Here is a 26,153-nt window from a genome sequence, read left to right on the forward strand (position 1 = left end):
GACGGAAGCGGCGCCGCGCCGCGTTCAACCGGCATCCGCCCCCGAAAGGCGGATGCTCGTGGATGATCGAACCTTCAAGGAGACCCTTATGCGCCTCTCCCCTCTTCTGCTGGCCAGCATGGTGCTGGCCATGCCAGCTCTCGTTCAGCCCGCCATGGCCCAGAGCGCCGATGATGCGCCGGCTCACGGAAAACCCCTGACGCTTGACCAGTTCCTTTCGCGCCAGACCGCGCGTATCATGGCCGCCGACACCGATGGCGACGGCCGCATCAGCAAGGCCGAAATGATGGCCGCCGGTGCGGGAGGCAAGGGCGAGAAGGCGGGCGGCAATCCCGAACGCCGTTTCGACCGGATGGACACCAACCATGACGGCTATCTGGACAAGGATGAAATCCGCGCCGCCCTCACCGCCCGGTTCCAGCGCATGGACCGCAATGGCGATGGCGTCCTCACGCCCGATGAGCGCATGGGGCAGCGGGGTGGCAGGCAGCGCGCGAATCAGGGCGCTCAGGGTGGCGGTGACATGCCCGCCCCAGCGCAGCAGCCTTGATCCTGTGGCGCCCTGCTCTGCTATGCGCTCTGCTGCCTGCGCGAGTCCGGCTTGACCACGCAGGACCCGGATACCGCGCTGATCGCGCAAGACCCGGATGCCGCGCTTGTCGCGCGGATGGGACAGGGCGACGAGGGGGCGGTGCGTCAATTCGTCACCGCCCGCCTGCCGCGCGTGCTGGCACTGGGACTGCGCCTGCTGCGCGATCCGGCCGAGGCCGAGGATGTCGCGCAGGAGGCCTTTACCCGCGCCTGGCGTCAGGCGCCGCGCTGGCAGCCCGGGCAAGGCCGCTTCGACACATGGTTGCATACGGTGACGCTCAACCTGTGCCGCGACCGGCTGCGCCGCAAACGCCATGCCCCCGTGCCCGGTGGCGAGGACCTGCCCGATCCGCCCGATCCGCAGCCGGGCGCCGATGCCATGCTGGAAGCCTCCGCACGCGGACAGGCGGTGGCGCAGGCGATTGCCACCTTGCCCGAACGTCAGCGCGAGGCCATCCTGCTGGTGCATTATCAGGACCTTACCAACATCGCGGCGGCGGAAGTCATGGACATCAGCGTCGAGGCGTTGGAAAGCCTGCTGGCCCGCGGACGCCGCAGCTTGAAGCAGCATTTTGCCCAAAAGGAAGGTTGGCGCGATGAGTGAAGCCCTGACACCGACGCCAGTGCTGACGATGGCCCGCTTCGCCGAACTGGCGCAGGCCTATGGCGGCGAGATCGCCCGCTGGCCTGCCGAGGTGCAGGGCGCGGCCCGGCACATGGCGCAGGACCCTCAGGCCTCAGCCTTGCTGGCAGAGGCGGCGGCCCTCGATGCGCAGCTTGATCTCTGGACGGTGCCCGCGCCCTCACCACGCCTGCGTCAGGCTGTGACAGGATCGTGGCAGGCGCCGCTTGGTCGGCGCGTGCGGCTGTGGTGGTCGGCGCTGGGACTGGGCGCGGCACTGGCCGGTGCGGGGGCCGGATTGGCCTTTGCCTCGCTGAGCGGCGTGGCCCTGCCCTCCGCCTCCTCCAGCTTCGAGGCCACGGCCTTCGGCGATTTCAGCCCGGGAGAAGGATGATGAGTCCTTTTATGAGGAATCCGGGCAGCTTGCGGGTCGTCTGTCTGGTCTCGATCCTGCTCAACATCTTTCTGGTCGCGGGGGGGATTGCCGCCTTTTATCGCCTGCAGGCCAAAGCACCCATGATCGGTGCGGGCGCGATGCACATTGCGGGCGCCGATCTGCCCAAGGATGAGCGCAAGGCGCTGCGCCAGACCCTGCGCGCCGCCCGCAAAGAGGTGCAGCCCATGGTGCAGGACAATCGTGCCCGGCGCGACGAGGCCGCCAATCTGCTGAGCGCTCCCGTAGTCGATCAGCCTGCGCTGCTGGCGGCGCTGCAAAAGGTGCGCGAAGGCGATGTGGCCCTGCGCGCCCATGTCGAGGAGCGCGCGGTGCCCTTCATCGCCACCTTGCCTCAGGCCGATCGCATCAAACTGGCCGAAAGCCTGCAGCGCAAAGGGGTGCTGAAGAAAACCGCAAAATAGCGCGACGGAAAAACCGCCACGCGGCGTTCAAAAAGGGCAGACCCATAGAGGACAGCATCCATGCCGGTTTCCCATGCTCTCTCCCCTCAGGCGATCGCGCTCAACCGCTTCGGGCTGGGCGCCAGCCCCGGCGCCGCGCCCGCCGATCCGCGCGGCTGGCTGCTGGACCAGTTCGCACATTACGAGCCCCGCCCGGCCGGTTTCGCCGCCCTGCCCGATGCCGGGGCAATGGTCACCGCCTATCAGGCCGAACGCCGGATGGAGCGGAAAAACCAACCTCCCGCCCCTGCTGACGGGACCGGCGTGAAAGACCCCGCCCTGCTCGCCGCGCGTCAGGATTACGGGCAGCAGGTGCAGGCGCTCTATCGCGCGGCGGTGCAGGCGCGCAGCGATGCCGCGCTGCAGACTCAGGCGCCCTTCGTCGAGCGCATGGTCCATTTCTGGTCGAACCATTTCTGCGTTTCGGTCGATAATCAGCCCGTCACCGCCTATGCCGGTGCCTTCGAACGCGATGCGATCCGCCCCCATGTGTTGGGCCGCTTCGAGGATATGGCCATGGCGGTGGAGCATCACCCCGCCATGCTGATCTACCTCAACCAGAACCAGTCGATCGGCCCGAACAGTGTTGCTGCCCAACGTGGCGATCCGGCCAAGCGGCGGGGCCTGAACGAAAACCTCGGGCGTGAAATCATGGAGTTGCACACGCTGGGCGTGCGCAGCGGCTATACGCAGGCCGATGTCACCGAATTTGCCCGCGCGCTGACGGGCTGGTCGGTCTCGGGCGCGGAGAGCAACGAGCCCGGCACCTTCCTCTTCCGCGACCGCCAGCATGAGCCGGGCTCGCGCCAGATCCTTGGCCGCACCTATCATCAGTTGGGCGAACATCAGGCCCGCGCCGCTCTGGCGGATTTCACCCATGCGCCCGCCACGGCCACCCATATCGCCACCAAGCTGGCCCGCCATTTCGCCGGTGATACGCCCCCGCCCGCCATGGTCGAGCGGCTGGCGGGCGTGTTTTCCAGCAGCGGCGGCGATCTGCCCACGCTCTACAAGGCGCTGATCGACAGCCCCGAGGCCTGGCAGCCCCAGCCCCTCAAGTTCAAGACGCCCTGGGAATGGACCATCTCGGCCCTGCGCGGTCTGGGGCGCGGCGAGACCGGCGCGATCCAGATGGCTGCCGTGCAGCGCCAACTGGGCCAGCAGGTATGGAAGCCGGGCTCGCCCGCCGGATGGGACGATATCAGCGCCAGCTGGATCGCGCCCGATGCGCTGATGCGCCGCGTGGAATTCGCCCAGCGGCTGGTGTTACCGCTGGGCGACCAGATCGATGCGCGGGCGCTGGCACCGCGTTTGCTGCCCGCCTCGCTCGATCCGGCGACCGCCGGGCAGGTTGCCATGGCGGAAAGCCCGGCCAGCGCTCTGGCGCTGCTGCTGGTGTCCCCCGATTTTCTGCGGAGATAAACATGAGCCATCCCATTCTTGCCCCCCTCCTTGGCCGCCGTCGTTTCATCGCCTGCGCGGGTGCCGGGCTGGGCGCGATGCTGGTCTCGCCGCAACTGGTGCTGGCCGCCGCCCAGACCGAGCGGCGCTTTATCTTCATCATCCAGCGCGGCGCCGCCGATGGGCTGAACATCGTGGTGCCCTATGCCGATCCGGCCTATGCGCGGCTACGCGGCGATCTGGCCATCGATCCGGCCACGGCAACCAGGCTGGACGGCACCTTTGCGCTGCACCCCTCGCTGAAGCAGACCGCAGCGATGTTCGCGGCGAAACAGGCTTTGTTCGTGCATGCCGCCGCCTCCCCCTACCGTGACCGCTCGCATTTCGATGGCCAGAACGTGCTGGAGACGGGCGGCACCCAGCCCTACCAGACCCGCGACGGCTGGCTCAACCGCCTGACCGGCATGCTGCCCCCGCTGCATGGAGGGGATAGCGCGATTGCCATTGCCGCCACCGTGCCTCAGGCGCTGCGCGGGGGCGTGGAGGTCTCCAGCTATGCGCCCTCGGCCCTGCCTCAGCCTTCGGACGATCTGATGATGCGGGTGGGGCAGCTTTACGCCAGGGACGAGCAGTTCCACCCGGCATGGTCCGCCGCCCTGGCCGCGCGCGATCTGGCCGAGGGCACGGGCGCCAAGCAGGACCCGGCCTCGCTGGGGCATCTGACGGCCAGCTTCCTGACCAAGCCCGCAGGCCCGCGCATTGCCATGCTGGAAACCAGCGGCTGGGATACGCATAGCGGGCAGAACAACCGGCTCGCGGGGCAATTGAAGGCGCTCGACACGCTGCTGGCTTCTCTGCGCGACGGGCTGGGGCCGGTCTGGGCGCAGACGACCGTGGTGGTCGCCACCGAATTCGGGCGGACCGCCGCCGCCAATGGCACGGGCGGTACGGATCATGGCACAGGCTCGGTGGCCTGGGTGCTGGGCGGAAACGTGCGCGGCGGGCGCGTGGTGGCCGACTGGCCGGGGCTGGCGAATGGCCAGCTCTATCAGAACCGCGATCTGCGGCCCACGGTCGGTCTCGACGCTTTGATCGCCGGCGTGGCGGGGGAGGCACTGGCGCTCGACCCCGATCATGTGGCGCGGGTGCTGTTCCCGCTGGCAGGCGGGGCGCGTCCTGTGACAGGGCTGGTGTCGGTCTAGGCTCTGGCGGCCATCAATGCATGCTGCGAACCAGCAAAGGTGGCGAGCTAAAGATCGAAGGAAAATGCCCACTTAACAAGGGGCTGATACACCTCAGAGGAGGTGATGGCGGAGAGGCAGGGATTCGAACCCTGGATACCCTCACGAGTATGCCGCATTTCGAGTGCGGTGCATTCGACCACTCTGCCACCTCTCCGCAAGGTAGGAACAAAAGCCTTTTGGGAAGGCCCTCATCCGGTCGGGAGCCGCCCCCTAGCCAATGATTCTCACCTTGCCAAGCCCTTAAAACGACATGACGGTGGATTTTCCTCTCGCCTTGCTTGTTCTCCACAACCCCAGCGCCTATATTCAAGCTCATGGACCGTGCGAGTTTCTTTTCACCCCAGGCCGGCCGCCGCATCGATGTGCCGCGCGCCAGCCACGCCAGCTTTGCCATCGGCGATGTGGTACGCCATCGCGAATATGATTTCCGGGGCGTCGTCTTCGATATCGACCCCGTCTTCGCCAACAGCGAGGAATGGTACGAATCGATCCCCAAGGATCTGCGCCCCCGCCGCGACCAACCCTATTATCACCTCTTCGCCGAGAATGAGGATGGGGCCTATATCGCCTATGTCAGCCAGCAGAACCTGCTGGAAGACAGCGAGACCGGCCCGGTGGACCATCCCCAGCTCGAACAGATCTTCGAGGATTTCGACGGCTCACGCTATCCGCTGCGCCGCGCCATGAGCCACTAAGCAGCACACCAATCGCCGGATACGAAAAGGGCGCCCCGCAAGGCGCCCTTTTTGCTGTCTGCCCGTCGTGAAACCCTTAGCCCTTCAGCTTCCAGCCCGAACGCAGCATGCGATAGGCCGCAAAGCCCAGCACGATGTTCAACGCCAGCAGCCCCAGCGCGCCATGCAGCACGTCCTGATTCGTCGTGCCGATGTCGCTCTGCCCCAGAAAGCCGAAGCGGAAGCCGGAGATCACATAGAAGAAGGGATTCACCCGGCTCACCGACTGAAAGGCGGGCGACAGATTGTCGATCACGTAAAACGTGCCCGAGAGCAGCGCCATCGGCTGGATCACGAAATTGGTGATGGCCGCGTTATGATCGAACTTCTCGGCCCAGATCGAGGACATCAGGCCGATCTGCGCCAGCATCAGCGGCCCCATCAGCCCGAACCACACCAGCGCCCAGGGATGCGCCACACTCAGGCTGACCCCCGGCCACAGCAGCATCGCGCCCGCCAGAGCACAGCCCACCATAATGCCGCGCGTCATCGCGCCAGCCAGCATGCCCACCATCAGTTCTCCGGTGGAAAGCGGCGGCATCAGGAAATCGATGATCGTGCCCTGCATCTTGCCCGCCAGAAAACTGAAGGAAGCATTCTGGAAGGCATTGTTCATCATGCCCATCATGATCAGGCCCGGCGCCACGAAGGTGGCGAAGTTCACGCCCAGCACCATGCGGTTGCCGCGCCCCATCGCCACGGTGAAGATCACCAGAAAAAGCAGCGTGGTGACGGCAGGGGCCCAGATTGTCTGCGTATGCACCTTTAAAAACCGGCGGACCTCCTTCATATAGAGGGTCCACAAGCCCAGGCGGTTGACGCCATGGATGATCGGCACACCCTGCGGCGGGAAACCGCGCGGCAACAGGGCAGGTTTGACTTGCTGCGCCCCAAGGGCGTTTTCAGCGGCAAAGCGGGGTTGATCGGCCATGGCTAGGCGACTATCGGGGTCTTTCGCGGCTGGCAAGCGCCCGCTTGTCACCCACACTCGAATTTCGGACAATCGATGAGCTGGACCGACGAACGCATCGACAAATTGACCCGCATGTGGGAGGGCGGCTCGACCGCCTCCCAGATCGCGGAGGAACTGGGCGGAGTGAGCCGCAATGCCGTGATCGGCAAGGCGCACCGCCTGGGGCTTAAAGCACGCCCCTCACCCGTGAAGGCCAATGAGCGCTCGGACGATACGCCCGCCGCGCCCCCGCCGCCCCGCGCCCCGCGCCCGGTGGAAGCGGCTCCCGCAGCGCCCGCGCCTGCCGCTCCGCCGCCGCCGCGTGCTGCAGCGCCAGTGCCGCGTCCGGCCCCTGCCGCTCCGCCGCCGCCAGCACCCGTGGCTGCCGCGCCCGCTTCGGATGCGCCCGCTGCCGCGCCTTCGCCGCGCATCGTCTCGGTCGGCCCCGGCGGCTTCCTGCGTCAGGGCCCCGGCGATCAGCAGGCTCCGATCCCGCCGGCCCCGCCGCGCCGTCTGGTGCCCGCCAAGCCGAGCGCCGATGTGGCCGACAAGACCAGCCTGCTGGATCTGAACGACCGTATCTGCCGCTGGCCGATGGGCCACCCCGGCGAGCCCGACTTCCACTTCTGCGGTGACAAGGTGAACCCCGGTTTCCCTTACTGCGTCGAACATTGCGGCCGGGCCTATCAGGCGCAGCTGCCGCGTGGTGCGCGCCGTCCCCCTCCGCCCCTGCCTTTCGGTGGTCCCCGCCTGCGCTGAGCAGGTCGGGCCCCACCGGGCACGATTTTGATACAATTCGACGCGCGGTAGCCAGTTGTGGCCTACCGCGCGTTTTGCGATCAGCCTTGCGATGATTCGCACACACTTTCCTGCCTCACGACTGGCGCGGTGGCTGCCGCTTGCCGCGCCCACCGTGCTGGCAGGCATGCTGCTGATCGGCCTGCTGCTGCCGCTCTACTCCGACGAGGTGGGCTGGCGCCTTCAGGAACGCGCCGGGATCGACGGCGTGGACAAGCTGTTCTCCCAGCAATGCGGCCCCAACACGCTGGCCGGGCCGCCATGGTTCATGATGCCGGTGCGCTGGTATTCGGCGTTCTTCAATCTGGCATGGCCCGATCCTTTCGCGGTGCGCCTCTCGGGCGTGGCCTATGCGCTGGGCTGGGTGGCGATGCTGCTGGCGCTGATCCGTCAGGCCACCGCCGACCGCCTGCGCCGGGGCCAGCTGACGATGCTGTGCTGCGGGCTGATGGGTCTGGGCGTGATGCCATGGCTGCTGGTGTGGAGCCGCCCCGAGCAGCCCATCATCCTGTGCGCCACCGCCAGCCTGCTGATCGCCATGGGGCAAAGCCCCCGAAACGGCACGCAGCGCAACCAGAACGGCACGCGCCTGTGGGCCCCGCTGGCGATCCTGCTGCTGGGGGTGATTGCGCTCTCCTATCACTTCAAGGCGCTGATCCTGATGCCGCTGTTTGTTGCAGCGATGATCGCGGCCGCGCCCATGCGCCGCAGCTGGATCATGCAGGCGCTGTGTGCCCTCGCCCTGATCGCTGCGGCGGCGATTTCGGCCCATTACTGGTTCGCCCGCATGGCCTGCCCCGGCGACCCCATCCTTCAGGCCGATCACGCCAAACAAAGCCTCGGCCTGCAACTGCTGGGCGATGGCCGCTGGGCGATGGCGCCGCTGCGGCTGATCGCCAACTATCAGCTGCCGGTCTATGTGGCTCAGGCCGCGCCGGACATCACCCCCATGTCCAACTGGATGCTGCCCCATATCGTCAGCAAGGCCACGCAGATCGGCTGGACCATCGCCCTCAATCTGCTGTGGATCGCCGGCTTTGTGCTGGCGATCTGGGCGCTGGGCGCGGCGCTGTGGCGGCAAAGACGGGCCTTGCTCGATCTCGACAAGCGCATCGTGCTGGCAGGGGTGACGCTGCTTTGCGCCTCGGCTTGGTGCATGTCGCAGGTGGTGCGCAATGTCTATGAGGCCAGCTTCGTGCTGCCCTTGCTGGCTCTCACCTTTGCTCTGGCGCTCTGCGTCCCCCTGTCTCCGCGCCTGACACGCAGCCTGAGCCTTGTGGCCATCACCACCGGTCTGGCCCTGCCGATCAGCGCCATCGCCATTCTGGGGCTCTATGGCCCTTCGCTGGCACAGGTGGCGGATAAGGGTGGCTATCTGCCCAACCAGCCCTATTCGGTGGGCCTTGCCCATTACAGCACGCTGCGCACCCAAATTCTGCGTGCCGCCGCCGCTTGCGGCATCACGCCCGCCAACCATCCGGCGCATCTGCTGCTCGACGACATCACCTATTTCACCTTCATGGATGCCCCCTTGCCCGACCACAAGACCTCCGTGCTGGAACCGCGCTGGAGCGGCAGCCTGACCGATCCGCTGGCCTATCTGAAGCAGCAGCATGCCTCGGGCGTGGTGCTGGCCTGCGGCGCCCTGCCCCCGGCCCTGCGCGCAAAGGCGAAGGCCACGGGCGACGTCTGCTGCATCGGCGCGGACCAATGGCAAGGCGGCGCGGCGCAATGAGCGAGGCCCGCGAGGAAACGCCTCCCTCCTATCTCAAACTGTTCCATTTGCTGCGCCATGGCGTGGTGGCCTCGCTGGTCATGGGGCTGCTGGGCGGGCTGCTGCTGCCGCTCTACACCGATGAGGTGGGCTGGCGCCTGCAGGAACGCGCCTGGATCGACGGTTTCGACAAGCTCTATTCCGACCAGTGCGGCCCCAACACGCTCTCCCTGCCGCCCTTCTTTATGTGGCCGGTGCGCTGGTATTCGGGCATCTTCAACCTGCATTTCGCCGAGCCCTATTGGGTGCGGCTGTCGGGCGTGCTCTATGCCTGCGCTTGGCTCTATCTGCTGCTGGCGCTGATCCGCCGTCTGGCGCGCAACCGCACAGAGCGCCATATGATCGCGGTGATCGCCTGCACGCTGATCGGCCTTGGCTGCACCCCGCTGCTGATGGTGTGGAGCCGCCCCGAACAGCCGATCCTCCTCACGCTGACCGCCACGCTGCTGATCGCCAGCCGATCGTGGCAGGCGCCCGGCAACCGCTTCGAGCCTTTCGCCGATTTCGCCTATTCCAAGACGCTGGCCTCGCCGGAGATCGCCTGGCTGCGCTCGATGAGCATCGCCGCGCTGGCGATGGTGGCGCTGAGCTATCATTTCAAGGCGCTGATCACCATGCCGGTCTTCGCCGCCGCGATCCTGATGGCCAGCCGGGGCCCGCGCGCTCATCTGCCCCGCGCGGTGGCGCTGGCGGTTGTGGTGGGCGCCGCTCTGGCCGCGATGCATTACTGGAGCGCCCGCCTCGCCTGCCCGCTCGACCCGCTGATCAACCGCGAGTTCAACCGCCAGAACATCGGCGCGCGCATCGTCAACAATGCCGCCCCCAGCGGACTTGGCGGGCTGCTGCAGATGGGCTGGACAGTCCTCTCCAACCTGCGCTTCGACGCCTATATCGACAGCGCCGCGCCGCAGGTCGTGCCGATGTCGCGCTGGCTGGTGGCGGGCCGGGTCAGCGCCGACGAGATGCAGGGCTGGCGCGGCGGCATGGAGGTGATCTGGGCGCTGGCCGGTGCCGCCGGGCTGACCGCCGCTCTGGCCGCGCTGTGGCATCAGGGGCGGCGCAAGGTGCTGGCCTGCGACGCCGTGATGGCGCTGATCCTGCTGGCCGTGGCCGCCGCCTGGTGCGCCAGCCAGTTCGTGCGCCATGATTACGAGGTTTCCTTCGAGCTGCCGCTGCTGATTCTGGCCATCGTCATGGGTCTGGCCTCGCCCCATGGGCTGGGCTGGCTGAAACGCGCCCTGCCGGTGCTGGCGATGACGCTGGGGCCGCTGATGATCCTCTCGCTGGTGCTGGTGGGCGGGCTCTATGGTCCGCCGCTGGTCGAAGCGCTCGACGCCCCGGCCTATCTGCCCGCCCAGCCCTATTCGGTGCCGCTGTTTGCCCGCACCCACTCGGAAAACGATATTCTGGGCGCGGCGGCGCGCTGCGGTCTCTCGCCCAAAACACCCGCGCGCAATTTGCTGATCGACGATGTGACCTATTTCACCTTCATGGCCAGCCATACGCCCCAGCATTATCTGGGTGTGCTGCCGCTGCGCACGCGCGGCTCCATCGAGGACCCGCTGCTCTATCTCGACAAGCGGCAATCCTCCGGCATCGTGATGGGCTGCAACAAGCTGCCCGAGGAGCTGCGTGACCGGGCAAGACGCCAGGGCTCCTTCTGCTGCCTGGCCCCGCCCGACTGGTAAATACAGGATCTGTAAACCATATTTTCGATCTGAAAAAACCGCCCTTAAAAAGGCCGGCGCAATACCGTCTTCACCGGTATGAGCGTCCAAGATCCATCCCTGCCCCGCCGCCCTGCCAAGGGCTTGCTGGACTGGTTCGGCTTTGCCGGGCCCAGCGACGTTAACCATGATTCGGAGGGCGGAAGCCCCCCGATCGTGCCGACGACGCCGCATCAGATCGCCCGCAAGCAGTTGATGGACGACATCACCAACTTCCTGCTGGTGCATGATCTTGAGGTCAGCAGCTTCACGCTGCAGGTCGCGCATGACTATCTGACGGGCGGCAACCGCCGCGTCATCCGTGCCATCGACGATCAGCTTCAGGCGCGCGAACCGATCACCCTGCCGCTGCTCAAGAAGGCCGCCGAGGAAAAGGGCGCCAACCAGAATGAAGCGATGCATCGCCTGATGCGCCGCCTGGAAAACGACATCGAGGATTTCAGCAAAGCCACCACCGAAGCCTCCAGCGCCACCACCGATTACAACGAAGCGCTGGCCGCTCACGTCAACGATCTCGACAAGGCCCCCGACGAGCATCTCAAGCGTGAGGAACTGCTCGATCTGGCCCGCTCCATGCTGGAGCGCACCCGCAGCCTCGAAGAGGATATGGCCCGCAGCGCCGAGCAGACCAAGGCCCTGCGCCGCAGTCTGGAAGAGGCGCGCCGCAACGCCGATCACGATCATCTGACCGGCCTGCCCAACCGCCGCGCCTTCGAAGCCTGCTTCGAGGCCGAATATGCCTCGGCCAAGACGCGCGGCGAGCATCTCTGCGTCGCCTTCTGCGACATCGACCATTTCAAGCGCATCAATGACACCCATGGCCATGATGCGGGCGACCGCGTGCTGAAGGTGGTCGCCGAAACGCTGGCCCGCATGTCGGATGACCGCTGCCATGTCGCCCGCCACGGCGGCGAGGAGTTCGTGGTGCTGCTACGCGGCCGGTCGCTGCATGAGGCCTGGGAAATCCTCGACGACACCCGTCACCGCATGGCCGAGCGCAAGCTGATCAACCGCGCCACCGAAGCCGCTTTCGGTCAGGTGACCTTCTCGGCAGGCATCGCCGATGTCTTCGCCTCGGAAGACCCGCGCGATGCGCTGAGCGCTGCCGACAAGGCGCTCTACAAGGCCAAGGAATCGGGCCGCAACAAGGTGGTGGTTGCCGAAAAGCCCACCAAGGCCTGAGAGTCCTTTTGGCACATGCGCGAAAGCGCATGTGCGGCGCGGCACCGGCCCTCTCCCCCACCCGGCCACCCAACGGCAGTATCTTATGGGTGGCCGGGTGGGGGAGAGGGCTGGTGCCGCAAATCCGGCTTTCGCCGGATTTCCAAAGAAAATGCCGGCATGCCCCAGGGGAGGGCAGCCGGCATTCCCATGCAGGACATGGTGCATGTTCAGGGGAACGATGCACCCTTGAGGGGACGGGCTTGCGCCCGCTGGCGTCAGTTGTCCTGCGACTCGTCGGGAGCGGGCTGATCGGACCAGTCCTGATCGGTGGCCGACTGATCCGTTTCGGCCTGCTCGCCGTCGAAATGCTCTTTTACGGCCTTCACACCCTCGAAACCGGCCACCGCGGCAACGCCCTTGGCCAGCAGACCCGCATCGGGATCGACAGCTTCAAGCGCCTTGTCGGCGGCGAAGGCTCCGGCGGCTTCTTCCAGAAAATCCTTGATGCCCATGTGACTCTCTCCTGTGACTCTGCAGAGCGCCGGAGGCGGTGAGACAGCGGTGCGTCCGGCAGCATTTATATAGATTTTTTATGCCGCGCCAGCACGTAAATTCTCGTCACGCCGCAGCGTGTTTTCAAGCCGGGTGACCGCCTGGCGCCTTGCTGAAACACGGCATCACACAGGCAAAGAAAAGGGCCCGCCGGATCAACCGGCGGGCCCCTTCCTGTTCAGCGCTGTGGCGCCGATCAGTCGTCCGACTTCAGGAAAGCCGGCATGTGATCGGGGTTGCCGCCTTCGCGGTCGCCACGGGGCTCGCGACGGGGACCACGGTCGCCGCCACGGCCACCGCGATCGCCACGGTCGCTGCGCGGACCACGGCGGTCACCGCGATCAGGACGGTCGCCGCGCGGTTCGCGGGGCTCGCGAGCAGGACGGGTGTCCTCCAGCTCGGCGCCGCTCTCCTGATCGACAACGCGCATCGACAGGCGCACCTTGCCGCGCTGGTCGATCTCGAGGACCTTCACGAAGACCTCCTGACCTTCCTTCACGACGTCGGTGGGCTTCTCCACGCGCTCGTTCTTCATTTCGCTGACGTGGACGAGACCGTCCTTGCCGCCCATGAAGTTCACGAAAGCGCCGAAGTCGACGATGTTGACGACCTTGCCCTTGTAGATCTTGCCGACTTCGGCCTCTTCCACGATGCCCAGAATCCAGACCTTGGCGGCCTCGATCTGCGCGACATCGCTGGACGAGATCTTGATGATGCCCTCATCGTCGATGTCGACCTTGGCGCCGGTCTGGGCGACGATCTCGCGGATCACCTTGCCGCCGGTGCCGATCACGTCACGGATCTTCGACTTGTCGATGCTGATGGTCTCGATGCGCGGGGCATGAGCCGACAGCTCGGTGCGGGCTTCGCCCAGAGCCTTGAGCATCTCGCCCAGGATGTGAGCGCGGCCTTCCTTGGCCTGATCCAGCGCCTGCTTCATGATGGCTTCGGTGATACCGGCCACCTTGATGTCCATCTGCATCGTGGTGATGCCTTCGGACGTACCGGCCACCTTGAAGTCCATGTCGCCCAGGTGGTCTTCGTCACCCAGAATGTCGGACAGCACGGTGAACTTGTCGCCTTCCAGGATCAGACCCATGGCGATGCCCGACACAGGGCGAACCAGCGGCACGCCGGCGTCCATCATCGAGAGCGAACCGCCGCAGACGGTGGCCATCGAGGACGAACCGTTCGACTCGGTGATGTCCGAGAGAACGCGGATCGTGTAGGGGAAGTCTTCCTTCGAAGGCAGCACGGGGTGCAGCGCGCGCCAGGCCAGCTTGCCATGGCCGACTTCACGACGACCCGGGGCGCCGAAGCGGCCCACTTCGCCCACCGAATAGGGGGGGAAGTTGTAGTGCAGCATGAAGTTCGAATACGACAGGCCGTCGAGGCCGTCGATCATCTGCTCGGCGTCCTTGGTGCCCAGCGTGGTGGTGCAGATCGACTGCGTTTCACCACGCGTGAACAGCGCCGAACCATGGGTGCGGGGCAGGAAGCCGACCATCGATTCGATGGGGCGGATCTGCGTGGTGGTGCGGCCGTCGATGCGCTTGCCGTCCTTCAGGATGGCGCCGCGCACGATTTCGGCTTCCAGCTTCTTGGTCAGCTTGATCGCGGTCATGATCGTCTGGCCATCGGCTTCGGCGTACTTGGCCTTCACCTTGTCACGCAGGGCGTTCAGCGCGTTCGAGCGGGCCGACTTGTCGGTCAGCTTGTAGGCCGCGGTGATGTCCTTGCCGATCAGCTTCTTGATCTCGGCCTTCAGGGCGGTGTTGCCGTCCTGCGACTTGACTTCCCAAGGCTCCTTGGCGGCCTTCTCGGCCAGATCGATGATGCCGTTGATGACCTTGCGGATCTCGGCATGAGCGAACTGCACGGCGCCCAGCATGGTCTCTTCCGAAAGCTCCTTGGCTTCCGATTCCACCATCATCACGGCATTGCCGGTGGCGGCGACGACCAGATCCAGCTCGCCCTCGGCAACCTGCGCCATCGAGGGGTTCAGCTGGTACTCGCCGTCCTTGTAACCGACGCGGGCAGCGCCGATCGGGCCCATGAAGGGCAGACCCGAGATGGTCAGCGCAGCCGAGGCCGCGATCATCGCGACGATATCGGGCTCGCTCTCGCCGTCATAGCTCAGAACCTGAGCGATAACGTTGATCTCGTTGTAGAAACCTTCGGGGAACAGCGGGCGGACCGGACGGTCGATCAGGCGGGAAACCAGCGTTTCCTTTTCCGTCGCGCCGCGCTCGCGCTTGAAGAAGCCACCGGGGATACGGCCCGCAGCGGAGAACTTCTCCTGATAGTGAACGGTCAGCGGGAAGAAGTCCTGGCCTTCCTTCACGCTCTTGGCGGCGGTCACGGCGCAGAGCACCACGGTCTCGCCATAGGTGGCCAGCACGGCGCCATTGGCCTGACGGGCCACACGGCCGGTTTCGAGGGTGAGGGTCTTTCCGCCCCACTCCAGCGATACGGTTTTCACGTCGAACATTCTTTTTCCTTCGCCCCGCGCGGCCCTATTGCCTGCGCAAGGTTGCTATGCCGGGGGTGCCGTCCCGGTCCGGTGCGGGGCTTGTTTCCGCGCCCCAGAGCCGCCCGCCGGATTGCGGACATGCCCGTATTTTTGAAACTCACATATGAAAAGCGCCCCGCGAAGGGGGCGCTTCCAATCGAACCTTACTTACGCAGGCCCAGCTTGGCGATGAGAGCATTGTAACGCTCCACATCCTTCTTCTTCAGGTAGGCGAGCAGGGTGCGACGCTTGTTCACCATCATGAGCAGGCCACGACGCGAATGGTTATCCTTGTGGTGGGCCTTGAAGTGCTCGGTCAGGGTCTTGATGCGGCTCGTCAGGATGGCGACCTGCACCTCGGGCGAACCCGTGTCATTGGCGGCGCGGGCGTTGTCCTGAATGATTTCCTGCTTCAGTTCGGGCGAAACCGACATTTTCTCTACTCCGCGACATCGGGAAGGTTGAACCCCCGCACGACTTTCATCGCACCCCCTTCAAGCTCCACCAGCGCCACCGGCACGGGGCCGTGATACGCACAGAAAAGCCCGTCGGGATGGGGCTGTCCGATCAGAACGCGACCCTGACGGATCGCCCCTGCCTCTGTGGACGTGAGGGAGAGGGCCGGGATGTCGACCAGCCCCGCCTCCAGCGGCAGAAGTACCTGTTCAAGCGGCGCCCCTTGGCCGATTTCGTTCAATCTGTCCAGCGAAATCGCCTGTTTCAGGGTGAACGGCCCGGCGCTTTCGCGCCTCAGCATGGTCACATGGCCGCGCGATCCCAGCGCCAGAGCGATGTCCCGCGCCAGGCTGCGGATGTAGGTGCCCTTGGAGACATGGGCGCGCAAAGTAGCACTCCCCTCGCCCCCCCCACCTTCGTAATCCACCAGATCGAGACTATGGATCGTGACCTTGCGCGAGGCCAGTTCCACCTCCACGCCCTTGCGCGCCAGATCATAAGCACGCGCGCCATCGACCTTGAGCGCGCTGTAGATGGGCGGCACCTGCTCGATGGGGCCGGTGAAGAGGGGCAGCACCTGCGCCACCTCGGCGGCTTCGGGGATTTTCTCGCTGGTGGCGATGACCTCACCCTCCAGATCCAGCGTCGAGGTTTCGGCGCCGAATTTCACGGTGAAGCTGTAGACCTTGCTGGCATCCAGCATCCGCCCGGTCAGCTTGGTCGCCTCGCCCAGAGCGATGGGCAGCAGGCCGCTGGCCAAAGGATCGAGCGTGCCGCCATGGCCCACCTTGATCCCGCCCTTCAGCTTCATGTTGAAGCCCGCCTGCCGCAGATTGCGCTTCACCGCGCTGACGGCCTGCGTGCTGCCCAGCTCCAGCGGCTTGTCGAGGATGATCCAGCCGTTGACGGCGGTGTCGGGGGCCATGGTCAGAACCTCCCCGTCCAATGCGCGACCTGCATTACATGCGCATAGAGCCACTCGAAGGGCGGCCCGACAAAGCTCCCGATGGGATCGAAGCTGGGGATCACCTGAGGCAGCAGCACCAGCAGAACCAGAACGAGCGCAAAGCCCAACCGCCGAAACTTCGCGTAAAATTCTGCGGCTTTCGCAGGCAGCAATCCCTCGACGATATGCGAACCGTCAAACGGCGGGATCGGCAGCAGGTTGAAGATCGCCAGAAACAGATTGATCTGGATAAAGGTGGCCAGCAGCTCCACCACATTCACCAACCAGCGCGTGTCCGGTCCCAGCGGCATGGCGCCAATCGGCCCCAGCACCAGCGCCGCGATCAACGCCATCACAATGTTCGACCCCGGCCCCGCCGCCGCAACCAGCATCATGCCGACACGCGGATTGCGCAGCCGCCACTTGTTGACCGGCACCGGCTTGGCCCAACCGAACACCGGCAGATGCGCCAGCGCCAGCAGCCCCGGCAGCACCACCGTGCCGATGGGATCGACATGGCGCAGCGGGTTGAGACTCAGCCTTTTGGCATCGCGCGCGGTCGGATCACCCAGAGCGCGCGCGGCCCAGCCATGCGCCACCTCATGGAAGACGATGGCCACGATCAGCGGCACTGCCAGCATCACGATCTGATGGATCAGCGCGCCGCTCATGCCCGCGCCTCGCTGAAATGCTTGCGACAAAGGGCCACATAGCGGTCATTGCCGCCGATCTCGGTCTGGGCGCCGTCGATCACCGCCCTGCCCGTCTCATCGACGCGCAGGTTCATGATCGCCTTGCGCCCGCAATGGCAGACGGCCTTAAGCTCGATCAGCGAATCCGCAATGCCCAGCAGCACCGCCGAGCCGGGGAACAGCTCGCCCCGGAAATCGGTGCGCAAGCCGTAGCACAGCACCGGCACATTGGCCTCGTCAGCCAGACGCGCCAGCTGCCAGACCTGCGCGGAGGTCAGGAATTGCGCCTCATCCACCAGCACGCAGGCGACCGGCCCCGCGCCATGCAAGGGCGCGATGGCGGCGTACATATCCGTCTGCGGCGTAAAGCGATGCGCCTGAGCATGCAGGCCGATCCGGCTTTCAATCGCGTGATCGCCCCCCCGGTCATCAACGGCAGCCGTCCACAGCATGGTCGTCATGCCGCGTTCGCGATAGTTGAAATCGGCCTGAAGCAGTGTCGTCGATTTTCCGGCATTCATGCTGGCGTAGTAGAAATAGAGCTTGGCCATCAGTCGGCCCCACCCTCCTCAGCGCCCTCCTCGCCTTCTTCCTCACCGGCGGCCACATCGCGGCGCACGCGCGGATCGGCCAGCAGCGCCTCGATCCGGCTCGCCTCATCGAAGCTCTCATCAGGCAGGAATTTGATGCGCGCGGCATATTTCAGCTTCAGTTTGCCCGCCACGGCCTTCTGGAAAAAGGCGGTGTTGGTGCGCAAGGCCTTCAGCACGATCTCTTCCTGCTCACCCAGCAGCGGCTTCACGAAGACGGCGGCGTGGCGCAGATCGGGGCTCATGCGGACCTCGGTCACCGAAACGGTGCGCGCGGTCAGCACATCGTCATGCACCTCCTGCCGGGCCAGAAGGTCGGAAATGACGTGGCGCACCTGTTCGCCCACCTTGAGCAGGCGGACAGAGCGGGCTTCGGGCGTGGTGGGTGTGATCTTGGCCATGGTGTCCATATGGGGCGCGCCGCGCTTTTTCGCAATTCGGCGGATAATCGGGAAGCAGGCGCCTTGGCCCGGGAACACATCTTTTTGCAATGCTTTCTTGTAACTGACCCGCCTGTTCAGATAGTTCTCAGTGCGACACAAGCATAGCTGTGTCACCAAATACGGATACCGAAAGGATAAATCCATGCGTAAGACCATCAGCGCGATCATGCTGGCCACCTTGCTGACCCCGGCCCTGGCCATGGCTCAGCCCGGCCGTGACGACCATCGCGACGATCACCGCGGCGGCCCCGATCATGGTCCGGCCATGCGCGGCGGCCCTGACCACGGCCCGAATCGCGGTGGCCCCGGCGGCCCGCCCAATGGCTGGCACCAGTTCCGCCAGGGCCAGCGCTTCGACCGCGCCCACGCCTGGAACTATGGCGAGATCGACTATCGCCGCTATGGCAACCGCCTGCGTCCTCCCCCGCGCGGCTATCACTGGGTCCGCAACGGCAATGACGCCCTGCTGGTCGGCATCACCACCGGCGTGATCGCCAGCGTGATCGCGGGCAACTTCTAATCTAAGGGTAAACGCCGGGCGGAGGCCCCCCGCATTCGCCCGGCACCTTATGAAGCCTGAACACAAAAAGGGCGGCCTTCGCAGGCCGCCCTTTTTGTTTGAGTCGCTCTGTTTGAAAATCCGGCGGAAGAGCCGGATTTTACGGCGCCAGCCCTCTCCCCCGCCCGGCCACCCAGAGGATACCACCGTAGGGTAACCGGGCGGGGGAGAGGGCTGGTGCCGCTTTGGGCAATGCGCGAAAGCGCATTGCCCAAACACATCTTACAGCGTGCGCTCGCGCATCTCGACCTCGAAGGTCTCCAGCATATCGCCGGGCTTCACGTCGTTGGTGCCTTCCAGCACCACGCCGCATTCCAGACCCACGCGAACCTCGGCCACATCGTCCTTGAAGCGACGCAGCGAGGCCACGACCGTCTTCGAAACGATCACGTCGTTGCGCGTCAGGCGGGTATGCAGGCCCTTGCGGATGTAGCCCTCGACCACCAGCAGACCGGCGGCCTTGTTGTGCTTGCCCGCAGGGAACACATCCTTGACCTCGGCGCGGCCCACCACGGTTTCGATGCGCTCCGGACCCCAGACGCCGGCCATTTCCTTCGAAATGTCCTCGGTCAGGTGATAGATCACGTCGAAATACTTGGTGCGGACCTTGAAGCGATCGACGATCTCGCGCGCCTTGGCATTGGGGCGCACGTTGAAGCCGATGATCGGCGCGTTCGAGGCAGCCGCCAGATTGACATCGCTCTCGGTGATCGCGCCCACGCCGCTGGAGAGCACGCGCAGCTTGATCTCGTCGTTCGACAGGCGGGTCAGCGCATTGACGATGGCTTCCACCGAACCCTGCACGTCGGCCTTCACCACGACAGGATATTCGATCACCGCTTCCTTGGCCTTCAGCGCGGAGAACATGTTCTCCAGGCTGGCGGGGGTGTTGGTGGTGCGCTTGGCGGTCGCCTGCTCCTGACGGAAGGCGGCAACCTCGCGGGCGCGGGCTTCGCTTTCCACCACGGTCAGCGTGTCACCGGCCATGGGCACGCCGCCCAGACCCAGCACCTCGACCGGCAGAGCGGGCGGGGCTTCCTTCAGCTGGCGGCCCTTGTCGTCAAGCATCGCGCGGACGCGGCCCGACTGGGTGCCCACCACCAGAATGTCACCGACCTTCAGAGTGCCACGCGTGATCAGCACGGTGGCCAGCGGGCCCTTGCCCTTGTCGAGCTTGGCCTCGATCACGGTCGCCTCGGCGGCGCGATCGGGGTTGGCGCGCAGTTCGAGCAGTTCGGCCTGAAGCAGGATCTTCTCGATCAGCTCGGGCAGGCCCGCGCCGGTCTTCGACGACACTTCCACATCCTGCACGTCACCCGACATCTCCTCGACCACGACTTCGTGCTCAAGCAGACGCTCACGGATGCGCTGGGCATTGGCTTCGGGCTTGTCGGCCTTGGTGATCGCCACGATCATCGGCACGCCCGCAGCGCGGGTGTGGCGGATCGCCTCGATGGTCTGGGGCATGATGCCGTCGTCGGCAGCCACCACCAGCACCACGATGTCGGTCACGTTCGCACCGCGCATACGCATGTCGGTGAAAGCCTCGTGGCCCGGCGTGTCGAGGAAGGTGATGAGGTCACCGCCCTTGGTCTTGATCTGATAGGCGCCGATATGCTGCGTGATGCCACCGGCCTCGCCGCGCACCACATCGGTGCCGCGCAGCGCGTCGAGCAGCGAGGTCTTGCCGTGGTCGACGTGGCCCATGATGGTGACGACCGGAGCACGCGGCTTGAGCGTTTCCTCGGCATCCACATCGGCAGTCGCGTCGATGTCGACGTCATTTTCAGACACGCGCTGGATGTTGTGGCCGAATTCCTCGACCAGCAGCTCGGCGGTGTCCTGATCGATGGTGTGGTTCAGCGTGACCATCACGCCCATCTTGAACAGCGCCTTGACCAGATCGGCGGCCTTTTCAGCCATACGGTTGGCCAGTTCCTGCACGGTGATCGCCTCGGGCACCACCACGTCACGGACCTGCTTCTCACGCACCTGGTTCTGGCCCGAGAAGTGAGCGCGACGCTCCTTCTCACGCGCACGCTTCAGCGCGGCGAGGCTGCGGGCGCGGGCGCCTTCATCCTCGTTCAGAGCGCGGGTCACGGTCAGCTTGCCGCCGCGACGCTCATCGGCACCCTTGCGGTCACGCGAGGGAGCGGCAGGCTTCTTGGCCGGCGTAGCTTCGGGGCGACGCACCGGAGCGGACACGACGGGCGTGAAACGGCGCGGCGCGGGGGCAGCGGCAGGCGCAGCAGCGCGGGCCGGAGCCTCGGCAGCAGGAGCCGCAGCGGCAGGCGCTTCCTGAGCAGGAGCAGCCTTGTCTTCCACCGGAGCGGGCGCAGAGGCGACGGGCTCGGGAGCCTTGACCGGCTCGGGCTCGGCAACCGGCGCAGGCTTGGCAGCTTCGGCAGCGCGGGCGGCTTCGGCAGCGGCCTTGGCGCGCTGCTCTTCCTCGATGGCGCGCTGGCGCTCTTCCTGCTCGCGGCGGCTCTGGGCCTCCATCATCTGCATGCGGGCTTCTTCAGCCTCACGCAGCAGACGGGCCTGCATTTCCTGGCGGGTCTCATTGCTGGGAATGGGACGCGGAGCCGGACGGGCAGGCGCGGGCGCCGGGCGCTGGGCCTGAGGCGCGGGCGCAGCCGGACGCGGCGCGGCAGGCGCCGGTGCGGGCGCAGCGGCGGCAGGAGCCGGAGCAGCAGGCGCCGGAGCGGCAGCGGCAGGCGCCGCAGCTTCGGGCGCGGCATGCTGGGCTGCGCCTTCGGGGCGGCCGCCCAGCACCTTGCGGCGCTTCACCTCAACCACCACCTTGTTGGTGCGGCCATGGCTGAAGGTCTGCTTGACTTCGCCCGCTTCCACCGAGTGCTTCAGCCCCAGCGGCTTGCGGCCCAGTGTCGGTTTGTTGTCGGTGTCGCTCATAATCGTCAAACAGCCCTTCAGTCTTGTATCGTCGTGGTCATGGCCGAACGCTGGGTTTCACCCGGCGCATGACCTTCTTCTTCGTGACCAACAGCCCCGGGCGATCCCGGTTCGTCGATCTGGCCGGTGTCACCCGGCCCGGCATCCGGATCACCCGGATCGCCGTCGCCGGGCGAACCCGGCTTGTTGCCGTCGGGGTTACCCGGCGGGCCGACATCGTCTGGTCGGCTCAGGAAATGGAGTAGTCGCGATAGCGGCACGTCCAGCCGTTTGGCCGCAGACGACTCCGTCAGCGCCAGATGGACGACATTTTCGCGGCCCAATGCCACAGACAGGGCCGCCCGGTCCAGAGGTAAGGTGACGCCGGTCAAACCGCTACCCTCAGCCTCACGTCCCACGCGCCAGGCCTGATCCAGCTTGCGGTTGCCATCGGGCGCGGCATCGGCAGCATGGGCCAGCCATGTCACCATCCCGCCACGCGCATGTTCGGCAATCCTGTCAGACCCGGTGAGCAGCTTGCCGCTGCGCATCTCCAGCCCCAGACGATCGGTGACGGCGCGGATCAGCGCGCTCTCGATCATCTCCGGCAAGTCCTGCGGGATCGACAAAGCCGCGCCCTTGAAGGCCCGCGCCAGAGCGCCCTTCAGGCGGCCCTTGGCGATGGCGGTCTCAAGCTCGCTGCGGGTGACGCCGATCCATGCCCCCCGCCCCGGCGCACGCGCCAGAACATCGGGCAGAACCAGCCCATCGGGCGAAATCGCCAGACGGATCAGCCCATCGCGCGCGTCATGCTCACCCGAGAGGATGCAACGGCGTTCGGGGCCATGAGCCCCGTCCGCTTCCTTGCGCTGCGTGTCGCGAAGCGTCTGGCGCTTCCCGGATTTGGTGTCGCGGCCGGGCGTCTTGTCGCGCCCGGTCTGCGTTGCCTCATCCTTGTCGCTCAGGCGATCATTGCGAGGTGTCCGCATCGGCGGCCTCCTCGCTTGCGGGGCCTTCACCAGCCGGTTCTTCATCGTCGAACCAGTGGGCGCGGGCGGCCATGATGATCTCGTTGCCCTGCTCTTCGTTCAGGCCATATTCGCCCAGAACGCCGCCAGCGGCACCTTCCGACTTCTCGCCACGGTCGCGGCGATCGTTGCGCTCGGGACGGTCACCGTCCTTGTTGCGGCGACGCTGCTCGGGGCCGCGCTTCTTGGCGATCAGCTCGTCGGTGGCGAGATCCGCCAGATCGTCGAGCGTCTTGATCCCCGCCTTGCCCAGCGTGACCAGCATGGCCTCGGTCAGATGCGGCAGCTCGGCCAGCGCATCTTCCACGCCCAGTTCGCGGCGCAGTTCGCGGGCGGCTTCCTCGCGGCGCTCCAGCGCTTCGTTCGCGCGGTTCTGGAGTTCCTCGGCCAGCTCCTCGTCGAAGCCCTCGATCGCGGCCAGTTCGGTCAGCTCGATGTAAGCGACCTCTTCCAGCTCGCTGAAGCCTTCGGCCACCAGCAGCTGCGAGAGCGTCTCGTCAACGTCGAGTTCTTCCTCGAACATCTTCGACTTCTCGGCGAATTCCTTCTGGCGCTTCTCGCTCGCCTCGGCCTCGGTCATGATGTCGATCTGGCGACCGGTGAGCTGGCTGGCCAGACGCACGTTCTGACCGCGACGGCCAATGGCCAGCGACAGCTGATCGTCAGGCACCACCACCTCGATGCGGCCTTCTTCCTCATCGATCACCACGCGGCTGACGGTGGCGGGCTGGAGGGCGTTGACCACGAAGGTCGCGGTGTCCTCGCTCCAGGGGATGATGTCGATCTTTTCGCCCTGCAGCTCCTGCACGACGGCCTGCACGCGGCTGCCCTTCATGCCGACGCAGGCGCCGACCGGATCGATGCTGCTGTCACGGCTGATCACGCCGATCTTGGCGCGCGAGCCCGGATCGCGGGCAGCGGCCTTGATCTCGATGATGGCATCGTAGATTTCGGGCACTTCCTGAGCGAAGAGCTTCTTCATGAACTCGGGATGGGCGCGCGAGAGGAAGATCTGCGGGCCGCGGTTCTGGCGCTCGACCTTGAGGATCAGCGCGCGGACACGCTCGCCAACGCGGACGGCTTCGCGCGGGATCTGCTGGTCGCGGCGGATCACACCCTCGGCGCGGCCGAGGTTGACGATCACATGGCCGAACTCGACCGACTTGATCACGCCCGTCACGACTTCGCCGGCGCGGTCCTTGAACTCGGCATACTGGCGGTCACGCTCGGCATCGCGCACCTTCTGGAAGATGACCTGCTTGGCGCTCTGCGCATCGATGCGGCCCAGATCAACCGGGGGCAGCGGATCGACGATGAAGTCGCCGACAGCGGCGCCCTTCTGCAGCTTTTCGGCCTGCTTGAGGTCGACCTGCTTGAAGTAATCCTCGACCACCTCGACCACTTCGACGACGCGCCACAGACGCAGATCGCCGGTGCGCGGATCGAGCTTGGCGCGAATGTCATTCTCGGCGCCATAGCGGTTGCGGGCGGACTTCTGGATCGCCTCTTCCATCGCCTCGATGACGATCGACTTGTCGATCATCTTCTCGGTGGCGACGGCGGTGGCAATCGCAAGCAGTTCGGCGCGGTTGGCGGAAATCGCACTGGCCATGGCTTAGTCTTCCTGTGCTTCGTCTTCAGCGTCGTCGATGTCGTCGGCGTCGCCCATGTCAATCGGCTTGGTGGCGGCCAGCAGCTTGTCGGTGAAGACCAGCTTGGCAAACTCTACATCCGCGAAGGGGAAGGTGACGCGGCCCGACTTCTTCTCGTCGAGCGTGATCACCTCGCCATCCAGCGCGACCAGATCGCCCTGGATGCTCTTGCGGTTGCCATCGACGGGGACGAGCAGCGTGATGCGCGCCTCATGCCCCAGCCAGTTGGCGTAATCCTTCAAACGCGTCAGCGGACGGTCGATCCCCGGCGAGGAGACTTCGAGACGATAGGCCTCGTGGATCAGCGTTTCGCCGGCTTCTTCCAGCGCATCGATCTTGTCGGAGATACGGTGCGAGAGCTGGACGCAATCTTCCATGACGAGCTGGCCAGTCTCGGGGCGTTCGGCCATGATCTGGAGCGTATGCTCTTCGTCACCAACCTCGGTCTTGCCGAACAGTCGCACACGGACGAGATCGAATCCCAGAGCCTTGACCTCGGGTTCGATGATCTCGGTGATGCGCGCGATATCCGCCATGTAAGCTCCGGTTGCTCCAGCAGGAGTTTGGTTTGAAGGCCCCAAACGGCAACAGCTTTGCTTGCCGGCCCCTTTCGGCGCCAGCCCGGCAAAGCGTCACGATGTCGGGATTGATTGGCCATATACGCGCGGTTGCAGCATATGGCAAGGGGGTGGCAGGGTCAGTTTTCCAGTGTAGCGCGGCGGATGAGCACGCGGCGGTAGAAAAACCACCACCAGAAGCCGGTGGGGGCACCGAAGATGGCGCCAACCATAAAGATGGCTGGACCTTCAAAACTCCAACCGGAAAACACAAATGAAATGATCGTCCACAACAGGCCGCCCGCAACACCGCCAGAAAATATACCTAAAAACGCACTCCACCTTGCCATCAACCTGTTCTCAAGGCGGTGCGATAACGGAATGCCGAATATGGCCAGACCCAAGGCACACAGAGCTGCCGCAGGAATAAGAAACCCTACCGCCCCCGCCACCATGTTGACGCCCATACCAATGCGGTAGCCCAATGTAACATCGGGATCGGTGATGACAGTGCCATCCAGAAAGGCGAACCAGCCAACAAAACAAGCGACTGTCGTCGCCGCGCCCGCGATAGATGCCCAGATCACCGCCCGACCGAACCCAGCCTGAACATCCTGCCGATCGGGCGAGAGGTAACTCAACCAACAGCCCCCAGCACCTGCTCCCACACGGCGTGCACCGCCTTGGCCGCCGGGCTTTTCGCCGCGAAAGTGTTCAGAGGCGCGCGCTCCAGCCCCATCTTCTCCACCACGCTGGCATGGGGAATCGCGGGCCAGCCGCCATGCTCTTCCACCATCTCGCGATGCATCGCCTTGCGGCGGTCCACCATGGAGAGCACCGGCAGCATCGGCGGAGCCTTCTTGCCGCGCGCCTCGGTCAGGCGTTCGCGGACTTGCTCAAGGGTGCGTAGCGCCAGCGGAGCGGGCAGCACCGGCACCACCAGCACATCGGCGGCGCGGAAAATCTGTTCCGACAGCGGCCCCAGCCCCGGCGGGCAATCGAGCACCACCCAGTCGTAATCATCGGCCACGCGCGAAAGCAATTTGTGCAGGCGCTTGGGGCCGACCTCGGCCAGTTCGGCGTCGAGGTGGCGCAAGGACAGGTCGGCAGCGATCAGATCCAGCCCGACATAGGCCGTCTGCTCGACCACATCGGCAGGATCGACATCGCGCGAGAAAATCTTCATCGCCTTCCCGCCACTGACCTGCCCCAGCAGGAAGGAGGCGGCACCCTGAGCATCGACGTCCCACAGCAGAGCCTTGCCGGTGCGGGCCGCCTCGAAGGCCAGATTGACGGCCAGCGAGGATTTCCCGACGCCGCCCTTCATGCTGTAGACCGCGATCACCTTACCCATCGACGTCTCCTGTATA

26 protein-coding genes and 1 tRNA gene are annotated in these 26,153 nt (G+C 65.6%); 12 read left to right on the forward strand and 15 right to left on the reverse strand.

From position 1 onward, the window contains the following. Positions 1–88: 88 nt before the first annotated feature. Genes HGK27_RS13650 through HGK27_RS13675 form a run of 6 tightly spaced genes read left to right on the forward strand, consistent with a single transcriptional unit; the run spans position 89 to position 4,713 of the window. Positions 89–550: an EF-hand domain-containing protein gene (locus HGK27_RS13650; RefSeq protein ID WP_206241245.1), complete on the forward strand. Its 462-nt coding sequence runs from the start codon at positions 89–91 to the stop codon at positions 548–550. A 51-nt stretch (positions 551–601) separates the two neighbouring features. Then, a complete protein-coding gene (locus tag HGK27_RS13655) occupies positions 602–1,195 on the forward strand; it encodes an RNA polymerase sigma factor (RefSeq protein WP_206241247.1) in 594 nt (197 codons plus the stop codon). After that, positions 1,188–1,607, forward strand: a complete 420-nt coding sequence (locus tag HGK27_RS13660) for a hypothetical protein (protein ID WP_206241248.1) — start codon at positions 1,188–1,190, stop codon at positions 1,605–1,607. Before HGK27_RS13655 ends, HGK27_RS13660 begins: the two co-directional genes overlap by 8 nt. An 11-nt stretch (positions 1,608–1,618) precedes the next feature. After that, a complete protein-coding gene (locus HGK27_RS13665; RefSeq protein ID WP_206241250.1) occupies positions 1,619–2,071 on the forward strand; it encodes a periplasmic heavy metal sensor in 453 nt (150 codons plus the stop codon). Between the two features lie 60 nt (positions 2,072–2,131). Next, positions 2,132–3,532 carry a DUF1800 domain-containing protein gene (locus HGK27_RS13670; protein WP_206241252.1) on the forward strand — a complete coding sequence of 467 codons (1,401 nt, stop codon included), beginning with the start codon at positions 2,132–2,134 and terminating at the stop codon, positions 3,530–3,532. 2 nt (positions 3,533–3,534) lie between these two features. Further along, complete coding sequence (locus HGK27_RS13675; protein WP_241127149.1) at positions 3,535–4,713, forward strand: DUF1501 domain-containing protein; 1,179 nt, start codon at positions 3,535–3,537, stop codon at positions 4,711–4,713. Positions 4,714–4,819: 106 nt separating this feature from the next. On the opposite strand, the gene HGK27_RS13680 is transcribed toward HGK27_RS13675, so the two are convergent. Beyond that, positions 4,820–4,909, reverse strand: a tRNA-Ser gene (locus HGK27_RS13680). A 160-nt stretch (positions 4,910–5,069) separates the two neighbouring features. On the opposite strand from HGK27_RS13680, the gene hspQ reads away from it, so the two are divergent. Next, complete coding sequence (hspQ, locus tag HGK27_RS13685) at positions 5,070–5,450, forward strand: heat shock protein HspQ (RefSeq protein ID WP_206241253.1); 381 nt, start codon at positions 5,070–5,072, stop codon at positions 5,448–5,450. A 76-nt stretch (positions 5,451–5,526) separates the two neighbouring features. Here hspQ and HGK27_RS13690 read toward each other — a convergent pair whose 3' ends face one another. Beyond that, entirely contained in the window at positions 5,527–6,420 is an 894-nt protein-coding gene (locus HGK27_RS13690) for an ABC transporter permease (protein WP_206241254.1), read from the reverse strand. A 75-nt stretch (positions 6,421–6,495) separates the two neighbouring features. Here HGK27_RS13690 and HGK27_RS13695 point away from each other — a divergent pair, with 75 nt between their 5' ends. From HGK27_RS13695 to HGK27_RS13710, 4 genes are all read left to right on the forward strand, one after another. After that, entirely contained in the window at positions 6,496–7,200 is a 705-nt protein-coding gene (locus tag HGK27_RS13695) for a GcrA family cell cycle regulator (protein ID WP_206241255.1), read from the forward strand. A gap of 91 nt (positions 7,201–7,291) precedes the next feature. Beyond that, positions 7,292–8,974, forward strand: a complete 1,683-nt coding sequence (locus tag HGK27_RS13700) for a hypothetical protein (RefSeq protein WP_206241256.1) — start codon at positions 7,292–7,294, stop codon at positions 8,972–8,974. Continuing rightward, complete coding sequence (locus HGK27_RS13705) at positions 8,971–10,701, forward strand: hypothetical protein (RefSeq protein ID WP_206241257.1); 1,731 nt, start codon at positions 8,971–8,973, stop codon at positions 10,699–10,701. Before HGK27_RS13700 ends, HGK27_RS13705 begins: the two co-directional genes overlap by 4 nt. 78 nt (positions 10,702–10,779) lie before the next feature. Further along, positions 10,780–11,922: a GGDEF domain-containing protein gene (locus HGK27_RS13710; RefSeq protein ID WP_206241259.1), complete on the forward strand. Its 1,143-nt coding sequence runs from the start codon at positions 10,780–10,782 to the stop codon at positions 11,920–11,922. Positions 11,923–12,179: 257 nt separating this feature from the next. Here the strand turns inward: HGK27_RS13710 and HGK27_RS13715 are convergent, their stop codons facing one another. The 7 genes from HGK27_RS13715 to rbfA all read right to left on the reverse strand — a co-directional run bounded on the left by HGK27_RS13715 (position 12,180) and on the right by rbfA (position 18,053). Beyond that, the gene (locus HGK27_RS13715) at positions 12,180–12,416 is read right to left on the reverse strand and encodes a hypothetical protein (RefSeq protein WP_068093237.1); all 237 of its coding nucleotides are present in this window, start codon (positions 12,414–12,416) and stop codon (positions 12,180–12,182) included. Positions 12,417–12,652: 236 nt separating this feature from the next. Then, positions 12,653–14,947, reverse strand: coding sequence for a polyribonucleotide nucleotidyltransferase (pnp, locus tag HGK27_RS13720; RefSeq protein WP_206241260.1), 2,295 nt, complete (start codon positions 14,945–14,947; stop codon positions 12,653–12,655). A 185-nt stretch (positions 14,948–15,132) separates the two neighbouring features. Further along, the gene (gene rpsO / locus HGK27_RS13725) at positions 15,133–15,402 is read right to left on the reverse strand and encodes a 30S ribosomal protein S15 (RefSeq protein WP_068093232.1); all 270 of its coding nucleotides are present in this window, start codon (positions 15,400–15,402) and stop codon (positions 15,133–15,135) included. A 5-nt stretch (positions 15,403–15,407) separates the two neighbouring features. After that, positions 15,408–16,349: a tRNA pseudouridine(55) synthase TruB gene (truB, locus tag HGK27_RS13730; RefSeq protein ID WP_206241261.1), complete on the reverse strand. Its 942-nt coding sequence runs from the start codon at positions 16,347–16,349 to the stop codon at positions 15,408–15,410. 2 nt (positions 16,350–16,351) lie between these two features. Further along, positions 16,352–17,041: a site-2 protease family protein gene (locus HGK27_RS13735; protein ID WP_206241262.1), complete on the reverse strand. Its 690-nt coding sequence runs from the start codon at positions 17,039–17,041 to the stop codon at positions 16,352–16,354. Then, positions 17,038–17,613 carry a thymidine kinase gene (locus HGK27_RS13740; protein ID WP_206241263.1) on the reverse strand — a complete coding sequence of 192 codons (576 nt, stop codon included), beginning with the start codon at positions 17,611–17,613 and terminating at the stop codon, positions 17,038–17,040. Before HGK27_RS13740 ends, HGK27_RS13735 begins: the two co-directional genes overlap by 4 nt. Continuing rightward, positions 17,613–18,053 (reverse strand): 30S ribosome-binding factor RbfA, encoded by a 441-nt coding sequence (gene rbfA / locus HGK27_RS13745; RefSeq protein WP_206241264.1) that lies wholly within the window; start codon positions 18,051–18,053, stop codon positions 17,613–17,615. The genes HGK27_RS13740 and rbfA overlap by 1 nt, the downstream gene beginning before the upstream one ends. A gap of 184 nt (positions 18,054–18,237) precedes the next feature. On the opposite strand from rbfA, the gene HGK27_RS13750 reads away from it, so the two are divergent. Then, the gene (locus tag HGK27_RS13750) at positions 18,238–18,615 is read left to right on the forward strand and encodes an RcnB family protein (protein WP_206241265.1); all 378 of its coding nucleotides are present in this window, start codon (positions 18,238–18,240) and stop codon (positions 18,613–18,615) included. A 261-nt stretch (positions 18,616–18,876) separates the two neighbouring features. On the opposite strand, the gene infB is transcribed toward HGK27_RS13750, so the two are convergent. The 6 genes from infB to HGK27_RS13780 form a co-directional block, all read right to left on the reverse strand. Continuing rightward, a complete protein-coding gene (gene infB, locus HGK27_RS13755) occupies positions 18,877–21,567 on the reverse strand; it encodes a translation initiation factor IF-2 (protein ID WP_206241267.1) in 2,691 nt (896 codons plus the stop codon). A gap of 17 nt (positions 21,568–21,584) precedes the next feature. Then, positions 21,585–22,535, reverse strand: coding sequence for a DUF448 domain-containing protein (locus HGK27_RS13760; RefSeq protein WP_206241268.1), 951 nt, complete (start codon positions 22,533–22,535; stop codon positions 21,585–21,587). Next, positions 22,516–24,186 (reverse strand): transcription termination factor NusA, encoded by a 1,671-nt coding sequence (nusA, locus tag HGK27_RS13765; protein WP_206241269.1) that lies wholly within the window; start codon positions 24,184–24,186, stop codon positions 22,516–22,518. The genes HGK27_RS13760 and nusA overlap by 20 nt, the downstream gene beginning before the upstream one ends. Positions 24,187–24,189: 3 nt before the next feature. Next, positions 24,190–24,762 carry a ribosome maturation protein RimP gene (rimP, locus tag HGK27_RS13770; protein WP_206241270.1) on the reverse strand — a complete coding sequence of 191 codons (573 nt, stop codon included), beginning with the start codon at positions 24,760–24,762 and terminating at the stop codon, positions 24,190–24,192. Between the two features lie 161 nt (positions 24,763–24,923). Further along, complete coding sequence (locus tag HGK27_RS13775) at positions 24,924–25,424, reverse strand: hypothetical protein (protein WP_206241271.1); 501 nt, start codon at positions 25,422–25,424, stop codon at positions 24,924–24,926. Continuing rightward, positions 25,421–26,137 carry a ParA family protein gene (locus HGK27_RS13780; RefSeq protein ID WP_206241272.1) on the reverse strand — a complete coding sequence of 239 codons (717 nt, stop codon included), beginning with the start codon at positions 26,135–26,137 and terminating at the stop codon, positions 25,421–25,423. Before HGK27_RS13780 ends, HGK27_RS13775 begins: the two co-directional genes overlap by 4 nt. Positions 26,138–26,153 lie beyond the last annotated feature (16 nt).

Source organism: Novosphingobium terrae, from assembly GCF_017163935.1.
In the GTDB taxonomy this organism is placed as follows: domain Bacteria; phylum Pseudomonadota; class Alphaproteobacteria; order Sphingomonadales; family Sphingomonadaceae; genus Novosphingobium; species Novosphingobium terrae.